Here is a 13,461-nt window from a genome sequence, read left to right as displayed (position 1 = left end):
CGAGGCTGAATCCGGCGGTATCGTCAGGTGTCGAACAGCTTGCCCGGATTCATCAGTCCGTTCGGGTCCAGCACCTGCTTGATGCCGCGCATCACCGCGATTTCCCCAGCGCTGCGCGTGCTTTCCAGATAACCCTTCTTGACCAGCCCGATGCCGTGCTCGGCCGAGATGCTGCCGTGGTGGCGCTTCAGCGACGCCGCCAACAGCTTGGTGACCTGCTCGCACTGGGTGACGAAGTCCGCATTCTCCATGCCGTCCGGCTTCAGCACGTTGATGTGCAGGTTGCCGTCGCCAATATGGCCGAACCACACCACCTCGAACTGCGGATAGGCCTCGCCGAGCAGCGCCTGCGTCTCGGCCAGGAACGCCGGCATGGCCGAGATGCGCACCGACACGTCGTTCTTGTACGGCACATAACGCGCCAGCGCCTCGGTGATGCCCTCGCGCAGGCGCCACAGCTGGGCGGCCTGGGCATCGGACTGGCTGATCACGCCGTCGCTGACCCAGCCCTGCTCCATGCAGGCCTCGAAGGCCGCCATTGCCGCGGCTTCCCTGGCCTCATCGCCGATCGCGAACTCGGTGACCACGTAGTACGGGTGCACCTCGTCGAACGGCTTCTGCGCGCCGTGCGCCAGCACGTGCTCGAGCGCGCGGTCGGTGAAGAACTCGAACGCCTCCAGTTGCAGACGTTCGCGGAACGCGGCGAAGACCTGCATCAGTACCTCGAACGACGGTAGCGCCAGCAACATGACGTTGGTCGGCGGCGGCGGATCGGTCAACCGGACGGTGGCCTCCACCACGATGCCGAGCGTGCCTTCGGACCCGATGAACAGATGGCGCAGGTCGTAGCCGCTGGAATTCTTGATCAGCGCCTTGTTGAGCTCCAGCACGTCACCAGCACCGGTGACGACCTTCAATCCGGCAATCCATTCGCGCGTATTGCCGTAGCGGATCACGCGGATGCCGCCGGCATTGGTGGCGATGTTGCCGCCGATCGCGCAGGACCCGCGCGCGGCGAAGTCCACCGGATACACCAGGCCGTGGTCGCGCGCGGCGTTGTGCACGGCCTCCAGCGGCATGCCGGCCTGCACGGTCAGCGTGCGGTCCACCGCATTGAAATCGAGCGCCTGGTTCATGCGCTCCAGGCTCAGCACCAGTTCGCCGTTCGCCGCCACCGCGCCGCCGGACAGGCCGGTGCGTCCGCCCGACGGCACGACCGCCACGCGATGCTCGTTCGCCCAGCGCACGACCGCCTGCACCTCATCGACCGTCGCCGGCAACGCGATGGCGAGCGGCGATGGCGCCCAGCGACGGGTCCAGTCGCGACCGTAGTGTTCCAGATCGGCAGGATCGGTCTTCAGGCGCAGCGCCGGGACGGCGTGCTGCAGGGCTTCCAGGCGTGGATCGCTCATTGCGGGGGCAGGACTTTCGGGGGCGCCCAGCGTGCCAGCGAAGCCCGATGGCGTCCAGCCGAAACGCGCCTTGGTTTCAGGGGCAACCAAGCCGGAAAACAGCAACCGAGCTTTCCATGGCGCGCCGCACCATCGATGTCTCCCATCTGGCATAGTGACGACCCTTTCCCCTCCGCTGCGACCTTTCCGGCAATGTCGATCAAGAAGACCTCGTACCCGAAGCAGGACATCCGCGTGCTGTTGCTGGAGGGGGTCAGTCAGACGGCCGTCGAGACGTTCCGCGCGGCCGGCTATTCGCAGATCGAGTTCCACGAGAAGTCGCTGCCGGAAGACGAGTTGAAGCGCCGCATCGCCGAGGCGCACATCGTCGGCATCCGCTCGCGCACCCACCTGAGCGAGGATGTGCTGGCGCAGGCGCGCCGCCTGATCGCGGTGGGCTGCTTCTGCATCGGCACCAACCAGGTGGACCTGGACGCGGCGGAACTGGCCGGCATCCCGGTCTTCAATGCGCCCTACTCCAACACGCGCAGCGTGGCCGAACTGGTCATCGCGCAAGCCATCCTGCTGATGCGCGGTATTCCGCAGAAGAACGCCGAATGCCACCGCGGCGGCTGGAGCAAGTCGGCCGCGGGCAGCCACGAAGTGCGCGGCAAGACGCTGGGCATCATCGGCTACGGCCACATCGGCACCCAGGTCGGCGTGCTGGCCGAAGCGCTGGGCATGCACGTGCTCTTCCACGACATCGAGACCAAGCTGTCGCTCGGCAATGCGCGTTCGGCCGTGAGCCTGGACGACCTGCTGGCGCAGAGCGACGTGGTGACGCTGCATGTGCCGGAGACGGCGGCCACCAAGGACATGTTCGGCGCGGCACAGATCGCCCGGATGAAGCCCGGCGCGCACCTGATCAACGCGTCGCGTGGCACCGTGGTCGACATCGACGCGCTGGCCGACGCACTGAAGGCCGGCAAGCTCGGCGGCGCGGCGGTGGACGTGTTCCCGCTGGAGCCCAAGGGCAATGCGGAGCTGTTCGAGTCGCCGCTGCGCGGCCTCGACAACGTCATCCTCACCCCGCACGTCGGCGGCAGCACGCTGGAGGCGCAGGACAACATCGGCATCGAAGTGGCGGCCAAGCTGGTGCGCTACAGCGACAACGGCAGCACGCTGTCGTCGGTGAACTTCCCCGAGGTGACCCTGCCCGGCCACGAGGGCAGCCGCCGCATCCTGCACATCCACCGCAACGTGCCGGGCGTGCTGTCGCAGATCAACGACATCTTCCGCGACCGTGGTATCAACATCGACGGCCAGTTCCTGCGCACCGACCCGAAGGTCGGCTACGTGGTCATCGACGTGACCGCGGACGAGGAACAGACCGCCAGCCTGCGCGATGCGATGGCGGCGATCGACGGCACGCTGCGGGTGCGCGTGCTCTATTGATGCGTCCAGGACGGTGGGCCAAGGCCCACCCTACGCGGTACTCCGTGCCAGCCACTTGCGCGCCATGCGGCTGAGGGATTCGTCCGGCTCGTCCGCGATCGGTCCGATCTCGCGCCAGGCCAGGTCCAGCGATTCCTCGCTGACCACATAGTCCTCACTGCCGTTGGCGCGAACCACGTAGCGCACGTCGTAGTGCCAGTGGCCGGGCACGCCTTTGCGCTCGGGTATCCAGTGGCGGTCGAGGTCGAAGATGTCGCCCTCCACGGACAGGTCCGACAGGCCCGACTCCTCTTCCGCTTCCTTCAGCGCGACGCGCGCCATGTCGCTGTCGCCGTCCGCATGGCCGCCCAGTTGCAGCCAGCGCCCCAGTTTTCGGTGGTGGGTCAGCAGGGTACGGCGTCCATCCGCACTCACCAGCCACGCGCCGCCGGTCAGGTGGCCTTCCAGCCGCTCCCGGACGAAGGGATCGGCAGGCTCGTCGAGCAGGGCGAGGAACTGGCCCACCACCCCGGTTTCGGCAGGCCAGCGTCGTCCGTAGGTGGCCAACTGTTCGCGGAGGACGGCATGAGCGACTGACACGGCGTGGTTTTCTCTTCGAAGGCGGGCGATGGGCCGCGATTATCGCCGGTCATGCTGCACCCGCGCTTGTGATCCCCCGCCCGCTTTGGCAAGGTACGGCCTTCCATGGGGGCCGCCTCCATGACCGTTGCCACCGCCCGGCGGAGTTCTTCGTCGGCATCCAGTCTTTCAAGGGGACGCTGCGAATGCTCAAAGCTCTGTTCAGGGTCAAGCCGGTCGCGCCGGCAGGCCACGTCGATGCCGGTGAACCCTTCGAAGGCAGCCTGGACGGCGAAGCCACCCTGAAACGGACGCTGACCGCCAAGCACCTGGTGCTGCTGGGCGTGGGCGCGGTGATCGGCGCGGGCATCTTCGTGCTGACCGGCCAGGCAGCGGCCAACCACGCCGGCCCCGCGATCATGCTGAGCTTCGTCATGGCCGGCTTCGCCTGTGCCCTGGCCGGCCTGTGCTATGCCGAGTTTTCCGCGCTGATGCCGGTCTCCGGCAGTGCCTACTCCTATTCCTACGCCACCCTGGGCGAGTTCGTGGCCTGGTTCATCGGCTGGTGCCTGGTGCTGGAATACCTGTTCGCCTCGGCCACCGTGGCCGTGGGCTGGTCCGGCTATCTGATCAGCTTCCTGACCACCACGCTGCACCTGCCCTTCCCGACCGAACTGGCGCAGGCGCCGATCAACTGGGACGGCCACACTTTCATCGCAACGGGGTCGATCCTCAACCTGCCGGCCATCGCCATCGTCGCCGCCATCAGCGGCCTGTGCTACGTGGGCATCACCCAGTCGGCCTTCGTCAACGCCATCGTGGTGGCGATCAAGGTCACGGTGATCGTGTTGTTCATCGGCATCGGCGCCACGTACATCGACCCGGCCAACTGGACGCCGTTCATCCCGGCCAACGAAGGCCCGGGCAAGTTCGGGTTCGAAGGCGTGACCCGCGCGGCCGCCATCGTGTTCTTCGCCTACATCGGCTTCGACGCGGTCTCCACGGCGGCCGGCGAAGCCAAGAATCCGCAGCGCGACATGCCGGTCGGCATCCTCGGTTCGCTGGCCATCTGCACCGTCATCTACATCATCGTGTGCGCCGTGCTGACCGGCATGACCAACTACACGCTGCTGGGGACCGCAAAGCCGGTCGCCACCGCGCTGGAGCCCTACCCGAACCTGGCCTGGCTGAAGACGGCGGTGGAGATCGGCGCGATCGCCGGCCTCTCCTCGGTCATCCTGGTGATGCTGATGGCCCAGCCACGCATCTTCTACAGCATGGCGAAGGACGGCCTGATGCCGAAGTTCTTCGGCCGGGTGCACCCCAAGTACCGCACGCCCTACGTCGGCACCATCATCGTCGGCGTGCTGGCCGCCGCGCTGGCCGGCCTGATGCCGCTCAACGTGCTGGGCGAACTGGTGTCGATGGGCACCCTGCTCGCGTTCGCCACCGTGTGCGCCGGCGTGCTGATCCTGCGCTACACGCGCCCCGAGATGCCGCGCCCGTTCAAGGTGCCGATGGCCATCGTGATCTGTCCGCTGGGCGTGGTCGCGTGCCTCTACCTGTTCTGGCAGCCCTTCGTCGAGCACTGGAAGATCTTCGTGGGCTGGACGATCCTCGGCCTGGTGGTCTACTTCACCTACGGCTTCTGGAACAGCAAACTCAGGCAGCCGACCTGATCCACCGGAAGGCCGGCGGCCGTACCGCCGGCCTTTTTTGATGGCATACCTCGACACCGCTCCGAGACCACGCACGATGCTCCGACAGCTCCTGTCCACCAAACATCCCCACGCCGCCCATGAAGAGGCCGAAGGGCTCAGCCTGCGCCGCACGCTCGGCCCCTGGGGCCTGACCGCGCTGGGCATCGGCGCCGTGATCGGCGGTGGCATCTTCGTCATTACCGGCCAGGCCGCGGCCAACCATGCCGGCCCGGCGATCATGCTGTCGTTCGTGCTGGCCGCGCTGTGCTGCACCTTCTGCGCGCTGGCCTATGCCGAGTTCGCGGCGATGGTGCCGGTGTCCGGCAGCGCCTACACCTATACCTACGCCACGCTGGGCGAACTGGCCGCCTGGTTCATCGGCTGGATGCTGGTGCTGGAATACGGCGTGTCCGCCTCGGCGGTGGCGGTCAGCTGGACCGGGTATTTCCTGAGCCTGCTAGAACACTTCAACATCTATCTGCCACAGGCGCTGGTCAGCGCGCCGCTGGACGCGCAGCTGCGCCCCACCGGTGCAATCGCCAATCTTCCCGCCGCGGCGATCGTGCTGCTGCTGACCTGGCTGTGCTACGTCGGCATCCGTAAATCCACGGCCATGAACATGGCGATGGTGGTCCTCAAGACGGGCCTGATCGTGCTGGTGATCGTCGCCGGCTGGAAGTATGTCGATCCGGGCAACTGGCAGCCCTTCATTCCCGCGAACGAGGGGCCGGGCAAGTTCGGCTGGGACGGCGTGCTGCGCGGCGCGGCGATGGTGTTCTTCGCCTACATCGGCTTCGAAGCGGTCTCGGTGGCGGCGCAGGAGTCGCATCGTCCCCAGAAGGATTTGCCGATCGGCATGCTGGCTTCGCTGGTGATCTGCACCCTCCTGTACATCGGCATGGCGGCCGTGATGACCGGCCTGGTGCCCTACACCGCGCTGGGCACCGCGGAGCCGGTGGTGACCGCGGTCGCCGCGCATCCCCAGCTCGGCTGGTTGCGCGTGATCGTGGAAATCGGCGCCCTGATCGGTCTGTCGTCGGTGGTGCTGGTGATGATCATCGGCCAGCCGCGCATCTTCATGATCATGGGCCGCGACGGTCTGCTGCCGCCGGTGTTCACCAAGATCCATCCGGAGTACCGCACGCCGCACATCAATACGGTGATCACCGGCATCGGCATCGCCCTGCTGGCGGCGCTGTTCCCGCTCGACGTGCTGGGCGAACTGACCTCGATGGGCACCCTGATCGCCTTCGCCTCGGTGTGCGTCGGCGTGCTGGTCCTGCGCCGCACGCAACCCGACCTGCCGCGGCCGTTCCGCATCCCGATGGCGTGGCTGGTCTGCTCCCTGGGCGTGCTGAGCTGCCTGGCGCTGCTGTCGGCGATGACCGCCCACAACTGGATGCTGATGGCGGTGTGGACCGCGGTCGGCTTCCTGATCTACTTCCTCTACGGCTTCCGCCACAGCCGCCTGCGCGGCAAGCGCTGAACCCGGCTCCGGGGGTGAAAAAAGCGCGGCCAGGCCGCGCTTTTTTTTCACGTCCTGTCAGGGCTTCCTGGCCCAGGCACTGCACCAGCCAGCCGCGGCCACCGAGTTCTTGGGGAACAGTGTGCAGGGGCCGTAGGCCTGGCCCGCGGCGGCCTTGAAGAAATTGCAGTTCGCGCAATGGTCGCCCGCCTTGTGCTTGGGATGCTTGGCGGTCGCCGCATTGTCGGTATAGGCCAGCGCCTTGGCGGTGGGATTGGCGGCATCCAGCTTCGGCAACGCGGCCGGTGCGGCGGCGTCGGCACGCAGGCTGTGCCAGGCCAGCGGCGCTACGGCCGCGGCAGTCAGGGTGGTGGTCAGGAAGCGGCGGCGGGAGGCATCGTGGCTCATCGGCTGGGTACCTGCGGAAGGGAGTAGCCAGTCTCCGCGCGGCGACCGGCGGCCGCATTGCGCTGGATCAATCGACAGGGGCGCCGCGGGCCTTCCGCTAGAATGCGCGGCATGAACACCCTGCCCTACGACGCCGACCAGCTGCGCGACCGCGCGCAGTCCATCATTTCCAACGTGCGCGAACTGGCGCAGCTGGGCTGGACGCCGGCCACCAGCAGCAATTTCTCGCAGCGGCTGGACGAGCGGCATGCCGCGATCACCGTTTCCGGCCGCGACAAGGGGCGTCTGGTTGAGGGGGACATCATGGTGGTGGATTTCGACGGCAAGGCGGTCGGGAGCGACCATCGCCCGTCTGCGGAAACGCTGCTGCACACGCAGCTGTACCGCCGCTACCCCGAGATCGGCTGCGTGCTCCACACCCATTCGCTGGTGCAGACCGTGGCGTCGCGCCTGTTCGCCGGCGCCGGCCACGTCCGCCTGGAAGGCTTCGAGCTGCTGAAGGCCTTCCACGGCAACAGCACGCACGAGATGGCCATTGACGTGCCGGTGTTCGCCAACACCCAGGACATGCCCACGCTGGCCGCGCAGGTCGACGCGCTGCTCGACAGCCAGCCGCTGTGGGGCTACCTGATCGACGGCCACGGCCTGTATGCGTGGGGCCGCACGATGGCCGAAGCACGCCGCCACTTGGAGGCGTTCGAGTTCCTGTTCGCCGCGGAACTGGAGCTGCGCAAGCTCGGCTGCCGGCGCTGATAACCGGCGGTTATCGCGCCGTTCCGATGTTGCAACAGGGCGCAGGGACCGGGTTTGCTACCCTAGCGTCCCCCTCGCCGCCTCACGCCATCGCCATGAGCCGCCTGCGCATCTTCAACGAATCCGACCCGGCCACGCCGGAGTTCGCCAGTTACGACCCCGACTTCATCGCCACCGAACTGAAGAAGCTCGGCGTGACCTTCGAACGCTGGAAAGCCAGCAAGGCGATCGCGCCCGGTGCTTCGCCGGAGGACGTGATCGACGCCTACCGCGCCGACATCGACCGGCTGGTCGCCGAGCGCGGATTCAAGACCGTCGACGTGGTCAGCATCGCGCCGGACAACCCGCAGCGCGAGGCGATGCGCGCCAAGTTCCTCGACGAGCATTACCACAAGGAAGACGAAGTGCGTTTCTTCGTGGCCGGCTCGGGCCTGTTCACCCTGCACCTGGGCGACAAGGTCTACGAGGTCGAGTGCGTGAAGGACGACCTGATCGGCGTGCCCGACAGCACGCTGCACTGGTTCGACATGGGGCCGGAACCGAGCTTCGTCGCCATCCGCTTCTTCACCGAGCCGGACGGCTGGGTGGGCCACTTCACCGGCACCACGCTGGCGCAGCAGTTCCCGCGCTACGAAGGCCTGACCGACGGCCATTGACCGTCCAGAGCCGGGCTTGCCCGGCTGCACAACCGTCCGAACAAGCGCAGCGGAGCGAGCTCCGCTCTACAGGAATCCCATGCCCGTTTCCGCCATCCTCACCGACATCGAAGGCACCACCAGCAGCATCTCGTTCGTGAAGGACGTGCTGTTCCCGTATGCGCGGCGTGCCCTGCCCGGCTTCGTGCGCGAGCACGGGCAGGAACCGGACGTCCGCCGCTGGCTGGACGTGGTGGCCACGGAACACGGCAGCATCTGCAGCGACGACGTCATCGTCGAGACGCTGCAGGGCTGGATCGACCAGGACCGCAAGCACACCGCGCTGAAGGCGCTGCAGGGCCTGATCTGGGAAGCCGGCTACCGCGATGCCGACTTCGCCGCGCACATCTATCCCGACGCCGCGCCGGCGCTGCGCGACTGGCATGCGCAGGGCTATCCGCTCTACGTGTACTCGTCCGGCTCCGTGCCGGCACAGAAGCTGTTCTTCGGCCACAGCGATGCGGGCGACCTGACGCCGCTGTTCTCCGGCTGGTTCGACACCGAGATCGGCGGCAAGCGCGAGGCCGACAGCTACCGCACGATCGCGGACCGCATCGGCATCGCACCTGAGCGCATCCTGTTCCTGTCCGACGTCGTCGAGGAACTGGACGCTGCGCGCGAGGCCGGCCTGCAGACGCAGCTGGTGGACCGGCTCGACGACTACCCGCAGCCGCGGACCGGCGACGCATCGCGCGGGCACGCACGCGTCGTGTCCTTCGCCGACATTCCGCTGCCTACCGCGTGAACGGCGCCGCCGCGCAGCGACAGGCCACGCTGGTCGGGCTGGTCGCGATCCTGCTGTGGGCGTCGTTGGCCCTGCTCACGACGGCGACCGGCAACCTGCCGCCATTCCAGGTACTGGCGATCGGCTTCGGCATTGCCGCCGTCCTGGGGCTGGTCCGCGCCACGCTGCGCGGCACCGCAGGCTGGCGTGAGCTGCGTCAGCCACTGCCTGCGCTCGCGCTGTCGACGTTCGCGCTGTTCGGCTACCACGCGCTGTACTTCATCGCGCTGAAACGCGCGCCGGCGGTGGAAGCCAACCTGCTGAACTACCTGTGGCCGCTGCTGATCGTGGTGTTCGCGGGCCTCATCGGCGGCGTCGCGGTGCGGCCGGGCCAATGGCTGGGCACCGCGCTCGGATTGGTCGCTGCTGTCCTGCTGGTCACCCGCGGCCGTGGTCTGCAGGTCGAACCCGCCCACGTTCCGGGTTATCTCGCGGCACTGGGCGCGGCGCTGATCTGGTCGCTGTATTCGGTGCTCAATCGCCGCTACGCCGACGTGCCCACCGCGGCCATCACCGTGGGCTGTGCGGGGGTCGCCGTGCTGGGCACGGTCGCGCACCTGCTCAGCGAACAGACCGTCGTGCCGACCGCGGGCCAGTGGGTCGTGCTGTTGCTGATGGGCATCGGGCCGGTGGGCGCGGCGTTCTGGCTGTGGGACCACGGCACCAAGCACGGCGACATCGCCCTGCTCGGCAGCCTGTCCTACCTCGCGCCGCTGCTGTCCACCCTGCTGCTGGTGGCATCGGGCCGTGCGGAGGCGCACTGGATACAGGCGGTGGCGGTCGTCCTGCTGCTGGCCGGCGCGTGGCTGAGCGTCCGCGCCAGCCGTGCGTCGCGGTGAGAGCGATTCGCGTTCCTGCACGGCGTTGCGCGATTGCCTAGACTGCGCGCCACGTCGCAAGCCAGCCATCCGCCAGCCAGCCATGTGAACCCAGCCCGCCAGCCTCCGCTCGCCCGCCAGGTCCTCACAGGAAACGCCCCTCGACGAGGGGCGTTCCGCGTTTCAGGGCTTGCGGGGTTTCAGCTGGCCAGCCTCCACATCATCGACAGCAGCGGCAGCGCCCTGGCCTTTGCGCCGTCCACATACCGGTTATGCCCGACAGGCGACGGCGTCACGCCGAAGCGCTGCACGCGCTTGCGGACGCGATGGTTGAACTGCATCGCCCGCGTCCAGCGCAGCGTTTCGTCGGTCTGGAAGAAGAACGACAGCGAGATCGACACATCCTCCGGTCCGTTCTTCACGTAGTGGCCGGAGGTGTAGGGAATATGCAGCGTATCGCCCGGCCGGAAATCGAACTTGATCGCATGCGCGTCCAGGTCCGGGTGCCAGGGTGCCTGCACTTCCTTGCGGTCCATGTAGGCCTCGCAGATGTCCACCGGCACGATGTCGGGCCGGAAGTTCGGGAATACGGCCACTTCCTTGCTGCCGCGGATCTGCATGAGCACGTTCGAATAGCGGTCGAAGTGGAACGGCGTCATTGCATTGGGCGATGCGATGAACAGCCACATGCGCGGTTCGTGGATCGCCTGCGAGTTGCCGCTCTGGCGCTGCAGTTCCGTCATCTCGGCGCGCAGGGACTCGTACAGGTCGCGGAACGCCGGGTGCGCTACCGGGTCGCGCACCGCGATGTACGAGTTGGAGGTGCGTATCGTCTCGATGGTCTCGCGCAGGCTGAGGCCATTGCCGTGCTCGAGATGCGCGCGGTCGAAGTTGATCGACAGGTCGGACAGGCCCTTGGAGTAGGTGATGCACTCCGGGGACAACTGCGGCAGCGACTCGGCCAGTCCCTCCATGGTCAGCGCCGGATGGTCCAGCAGGCGATGCTTGAAGGTGAACGGAACGCGGTCCAGCTTGCCCACGGGCAAACCGGAATCAAAACACTGGAACATCGAAACCCCCTGTCGCCGCCCCCTGACGGCATCATGCTACCCCACGCTGAAACGCACCGGGACCGGCCAGGCCACCGCCTGTCGGCAGCCCCTCACCCGTGGATCTTCTCGCCCCGGGCAAGCATGGCGACCAGCTTCTCCACCCGCGCCTGCTTCGTTTCCGGCTTCACTGCCGTCTGCACGCGCCAGCACACGGCATAGCGGTTGGTCTTGTCCAGCGTGTCGAAGAACGCCTTGGCCTTGCGGTTTCTGGCCAGCGCCTTCGCCAGCTCGGGCGGCACGTCCATCGACCTCGCGCCGTCGTAGGCCGCGTCCCAGCGTCCGTCCGCCTTCGCGGCTTCGACTTCGCGCAGTCCCGCCGGCCGCATGCGGCCCGCCGCGCTCAAGGTGTCGATCTTCGCCACGTTGATCTTCGACCAGGTGCTGCGCGCGCGACGCGGCGTAAAGCGCTGCAGGAAGAACTGCGCGTCGAAGCCCTTCTTCTGCCCGTCGATCCAGCCATGGCACAGCGCGACGTCGAGCGCTTCGGGATACGTCACCGACGGAATGCCGGTGTCCTTCTTGGCGATCTTCAGCCACACGCCTGACGACTGCGGATGACGTTCCAGCCAGCATTCCCACGCGGCCGGATCGGCGAAGTGCTCGATGGGCAGGTCCGGGCTGGCCATGGTCAGGGTGTGGCGGTCTGCAGACGGTAGCTCGTGTGGGCGGTGGTCTCGCCGCGCCAGCGGTCGAAGGCACGGACCTCCACGCGATGCTCGCCCTCGGCAAGATCGGTGGGCAGTGCGCCGCGCCACAGGTGATGCGACGGTTCGGCTTCGGGGGAGCGGTCGTAGCCACGCAGTGCGTCGGCCAGGTCGTCGCGCATGTTCTCCACCAGCAGCGATGGATCGGGCTGCTCGACGCGCTTCATCGCCTTCCACTCGCCGCCGTCGACCCGGTACTCCACCCGCGTGTCCGCCTCGCCCATGTAGACGTTCGCGTAGACGCCCCAGGCCGGGTACGCCCCCTTGCGGAGGACGTTCGGTGCATGCAGGCCAATGCCGCTGTCGTCCTTCGCGCGCGCCGCATGCCACGACAGCGTGTACTCGCCGCCCTTCCGCACGCGCAAGCGCGCATGGCCATTCGGCGTGCCGTCGGCCATGGTGCTGTCCGGAATACCCGCCGCATCCTTGACGCCCGACCAGTACGCACCACAGGCCGCGCCGACGTTGTACTCGTGCAGCGGCTGCGTGCCGTGCCAGCCGGTGGCGGCATCGTGGTACCAGTGACGCTGCGTGTGGGTATGCCCACTGAGCAGCAGCACGTGCGGAAAATCCCTCAGCAGCGCGAACAGCCGCTCGCGATCCGCCGCGCGGAACCCACGCGCGCCCTCCTCGAAGAACGGGATATGCACGCCGATCACCAGCAGGCGATCCCTGCGCACGGTCGGCAGGTACGCCTGCAGGAAGGCGAACTGATCCTCGCGCAGTCCGCCCAGGTAGGACGGCGACTCGCCCGGCCGGTAGATGATGTCGTCCAGCCCGATGAAGGTCACCGCGTCCTCTTCCCATGCAAACGTGTCCGGCCCCAGGTGGTGGCGGAACGTACGCAGCGAATCCGCGTCGCTGGCGGCATCGAAATCGAGGTCATGGTTGCCGGGAATGAACAGCCACGGCACCTGCAGGCTCATCGTCGTGCGCAGCATCTCGGGATACAGCGCCAGGTCGTCGTTGACGATGTCGCCCAGCGTCAGCCCCAGCGACGCGCCGTGCTTGCCCACCAGCGGTTGCACGATGTCGCGCCAGTAGTAGTCCACGTCCTGCACCGAGGCGGTCTGGCTGTCGGCCAGCAAGAGGGCCTCGAATTCACCGGCAGTTGTCGCTTCGCCACGCGGACGCAGGCCGAAATGCCTGCAGCCCGGTTGGCGTTGCGGAGTGCCGCCGTACTTCAGCGCCGGGCCCTTGTGGTACTGCCGGTTGTGCCAGAAATCCGGCATGCCGTCCGGCCGCACCGACACGTCGTAGCCGGCCGGCTTGACGACGAACAGCGTGCGACCGTCCTCGTACGGCACGTCGTACCCGCCGTCCGCGCTGGTGGTGACCAGTTGCACGCCGTCGGAGACCTTGATGCCGGGGATGCCGGGTTCGCCGGCATCGCGCACGCCGTTGCCGTTGCGGTCCTCGAAGACAAAGCCGCTGCTGCAGGGCGGCGGCAGCGCATGGGCGGGGACGGCCAGGCAGGCCAGCAGCAAGACGGTCAGCGAAGCGCGCACGGCGACTCCAGCGGGGGCGACCGGCGGATTATGGCGCAGGGGCGGTTTCCTTGTAGGTGCGACAGGAACCGCGACGGTGATCGCCCGCGATGAGGATGCCAGACGGCCCC

General features: G+C 67.5%; 13 protein-coding genes. 7 read left to right on the top strand and 6 right to left on the bottom strand.

What is annotated here, in order from left to right:
• Positions 1-23: 23 nt before the first annotated feature.
• Entirely contained in the window at positions 24-1,412 is a 1,389-nt protein-coding gene (locus tag CSC78_RS12740) for an FAD-binding oxidoreductase (protein WP_162338237.1), read from the bottom strand.
• A 192-nt stretch (positions 1,413-1,604) separates the two neighbouring features.
• Here CSC78_RS12740 and serA point away from each other — a divergent pair, with 192 nt between their 5' ends.
• On the top strand, positions 1,605-2,846 hold the full coding sequence (gene serA, locus CSC78_RS12735) for a phosphoglycerate dehydrogenase (RefSeq protein ID WP_162338236.1): 1,242 nt from the start codon (positions 1,605-1,607) through the stop codon (positions 2,844-2,846).
• 30 nt (positions 2,847-2,876) lie between these two features.
• On the opposite strand, the gene CSC78_RS12730 is transcribed toward serA, so the two are convergent.
• Positions 2,877-3,425 carry an NUDIX hydrolase gene (locus tag CSC78_RS12730; RefSeq protein WP_162338235.1) on the bottom strand — a complete coding sequence of 183 codons (549 nt, stop codon included), beginning with the start codon at positions 3,423-3,425 and terminating at the stop codon, positions 2,877-2,879.
• A gap of 185 nt (positions 3,426-3,610) precedes the next feature.
• Between CSC78_RS12730 and CSC78_RS12725 the strand changes: the two genes are divergently transcribed.
• On the top strand, positions 3,611-5,083 hold the full coding sequence (locus CSC78_RS12725; protein WP_162338234.1) for an amino acid permease: 1,473 nt from the start codon (positions 3,611-3,613) through the stop codon (positions 5,081-5,083).
• A 76-nt stretch (positions 5,084-5,159) separates the two neighbouring features.
• On the top strand, positions 5,160-6,590 hold the full coding sequence (locus CSC78_RS12720; protein ID WP_162338233.1) for an amino acid permease: 1,431 nt from the start codon (positions 5,160-5,162) through the stop codon (positions 6,588-6,590).
• A 57-nt stretch (positions 6,591-6,647) separates the two neighbouring features.
• On the opposite strand, the gene CSC78_RS12715 is transcribed toward CSC78_RS12720, so the two are convergent.
• The gene (locus tag CSC78_RS12715) at positions 6,648-6,977 is read right to left on the bottom strand and encodes a high-potential iron-sulfur protein (RefSeq protein ID WP_162338232.1); all 330 of its coding nucleotides are present in this window, start codon (positions 6,975-6,977) and stop codon (positions 6,648-6,650) included.
• 111 nt (positions 6,978-7,088) lie between these two features.
• Here CSC78_RS12715 and CSC78_RS12710 point away from each other — a divergent pair, with 111 nt between their 5' ends.
• From CSC78_RS12710 to yddG, 4 genes are all read left to right on the top strand, one after another.
• On the top strand, positions 7,089-7,730 hold the full coding sequence (locus CSC78_RS12710; protein WP_162338231.1) for a methylthioribulose 1-phosphate dehydratase: 642 nt from the start codon (positions 7,089-7,091) through the stop codon (positions 7,728-7,730).
• A 95-nt stretch (positions 7,731-7,825) separates the two neighbouring features.
• Positions 7,826-8,386, top strand: a complete 561-nt coding sequence (locus CSC78_RS12705; RefSeq protein ID WP_162338230.1) for a 1,2-dihydroxy-3-keto-5-methylthiopentene dioxygenase — start codon at positions 7,826-7,828, stop codon at positions 8,384-8,386.
• Between the two features lie 79 nt (positions 8,387-8,465).
• Positions 8,466-9,170, top strand: a complete 705-nt coding sequence (gene mtnC, locus CSC78_RS12700; RefSeq protein ID WP_162338229.1) for an acireductone synthase — start codon at positions 8,466-8,468, stop codon at positions 9,168-9,170.
• Positions 9,167-10,048 (top strand): aromatic amino acid exporter YddG, encoded by an 882-nt coding sequence (gene yddG, locus CSC78_RS12695; protein WP_162338228.1) that lies wholly within the window; start codon positions 9,167-9,169, stop codon positions 10,046-10,048. Before mtnC ends, yddG begins: the two co-directional genes overlap by 4 nt.
• Positions 10,049-10,227: 179 nt before the next feature.
• On the opposite strand, the gene CSC78_RS12690 is transcribed toward yddG, so the two are convergent.
• From CSC78_RS12690 to CSC78_RS12680, 3 genes are all read right to left on the bottom strand, one after another.
• Positions 10,228-11,097 carry a cupin-like domain-containing protein gene (locus CSC78_RS12690; RefSeq protein WP_162338227.1) on the bottom strand — a complete coding sequence of 290 codons (870 nt, stop codon included), beginning with the start codon at positions 11,095-11,097 and terminating at the stop codon, positions 10,228-10,230.
• 92 nt (positions 11,098-11,189) lie between these two features.
• A complete protein-coding gene (locus CSC78_RS12685) occupies positions 11,190-11,765 on the bottom strand; it encodes a YdeI/OmpD-associated family protein (RefSeq protein ID WP_162338226.1) in 576 nt (191 codons plus the stop codon).
• A gap of 2 nt (positions 11,766-11,767) precedes the next feature.
• Entirely contained in the window at positions 11,768-13,351 is a 1,584-nt protein-coding gene (locus CSC78_RS12680; RefSeq protein WP_162338225.1) for a calcineurin-like phosphoesterase C-terminal domain-containing protein, read from the bottom strand.
• Positions 13,352-13,461 lie beyond the last annotated feature (110 nt).

Source organism: Pseudoxanthomonas japonensis, assembly GCF_010093445.1.
GTDB classification, from domain to species: domain Bacteria; phylum Pseudomonadota; class Gammaproteobacteria; order Xanthomonadales; family Xanthomonadaceae; genus Pseudoxanthomonas_A; species Pseudoxanthomonas_A japonensis.
Note: the sequence above shows the minus strand (reverse complement) of the source record. Positions and strands in the feature narration are given on the sequence as shown.